This window comes from Streptomyces sp. NPDC043870 (assembly GCF_056435785.1).
Map to the genome: position 1 here is coordinate 1 of NZ_JBWKDT010000140.1, position 1,489 is coordinate 1,489.

Below are 1,489 nucleotides of genomic sequence, written 5' to 3' on the forward strand. Positions count from 1 at the left end.
TTACGTTGTTGGTGGGTTGATTCCGGTCACTCGTAGGATCGGGAGGACCCTGGGGCACTGGGTGTGGCTGTCAAGCTCATGCCGCACGAGTGGCTTCTACTGATTGGCCGCCCGGTGCCCCGCGACGACTCGGCCACTGATTGGGATGCGCGCGGCAAGATCGCTTGGTAAGGACACGCTGGCGAGGTCGTCTGCTGGGACAGGTACAGGATCGACTTCGGAGGTGGCCGTGCCTGAACTGTGGGCCGGTACGGATGCGGGAAAGGCCGCGCATCACTGCACAGTGATCGACGCTGACGGCAAACGCAGGCTGTCGCGGCGGGTGGACAACGACGAGACCGAGCTGCTCAAGCTGATCGCCGATGTGCTGGAGCTGAGCGAGGGCAACACGGTCACGTGGGCTATCGATCTCAACGCCGGCGGGGCCGCGCTGATGATCGCGCTGCTGACCGACAACGGCCAGCAGGTCCTCTACATCCCCGGCCGCACTGTCCACCACGCCTCCGGCTCCTACCGGGGCGACGGAAAGAGCGATGCCAAGGACGCCTTCGTCATCGCCGACCAGGCCCGTATGCGCCACGACCTTGAACCCGTGCACCGCGGTGACGACATCGCCGTCGACCTGCGTATCCTCACCTCGCGCCGCCTGGACCTGGCGGCCGACCGCACCAGGGCGATCAACCGGATGCGCGCCCAGATGCTGGAGTACTTCCCCGCCCTGGAACGGGCCTTCGACTACAGCACCTCCAAGGCCGCCCTGGTCCTGCTGTCCGGGTACCAGACCCCAACCGCACTCCGCCGGACCGGCAAGAGCAGGCTCGCGACCTGGCTGAAGAATCGCAAGGTCCGCAACTACAAGCTGGTGGCCGCCACGGCCGTCGCTGCCGCCGAAGCCCAGCACACCGCCGTTGCCGGAGAGAAGATGGCCGCCGCCATGGTCGCCAGGCTGGCGAGGGAGGTGATGGCCCTCGATGAGGAGATCGCCGAGACCGACGCCCTGATCGAGGGCCGGTTTCGCGACCACCCGCACGCCGAGGTCATCCTGAGCATGCCCGGCATCGGCCCCGTCCTGGGCGCCGAGTTCATCGCCCACACCGGGGGCGACATGAGCGTCTTCGGCACCTCCGACCGCCTCGCCGGCGTCGCCGGCCTGGCACCCGTCCCCAAAGACTCCGGACGCATCAGCGGCAACATGCGCCGCCCCCGCCGCTACTGCCGACGCCTGCTGCGGGTCTTCTACATGTCCGCCCAGGTCGCTGCCCAGCATTGCCCCGTCTCCAAAGCCTTCTACGAACGCAAAAAAGCCGAGGGGAAGAACCACAAGCAGGCAATCATCGCCCTCGCGCGACGCCGTCTCAACGTCCTGTGGGCCCTCATACGCGACCGTCGCACCTTCGAAATCGCCGCGCCGCCCAGCCCCAAACCGCTGGGCTGACTCACTCACAGCGAGTCACCAGACCGGGTTGACAACCGTATTGGGAATCAGTAG

1 protein-coding gene is annotated in these 1,489 nt (G+C 66.8%); it reads left to right on the forward strand.

Annotated features, from left to right (window positions below):
- Positions 1-229: 229 nt before the first annotated feature.
- A complete protein-coding gene (locus AC0699_RS39725) occupies positions 230-1,435 on the forward strand; it encodes an IS110 family RNA-guided transposase (protein WP_478671593.1) in 1,206 nt (401 codons plus the stop codon).
- The last annotated feature ends 54 nt before the right edge of the window (positions 1,436-1,489 follow it).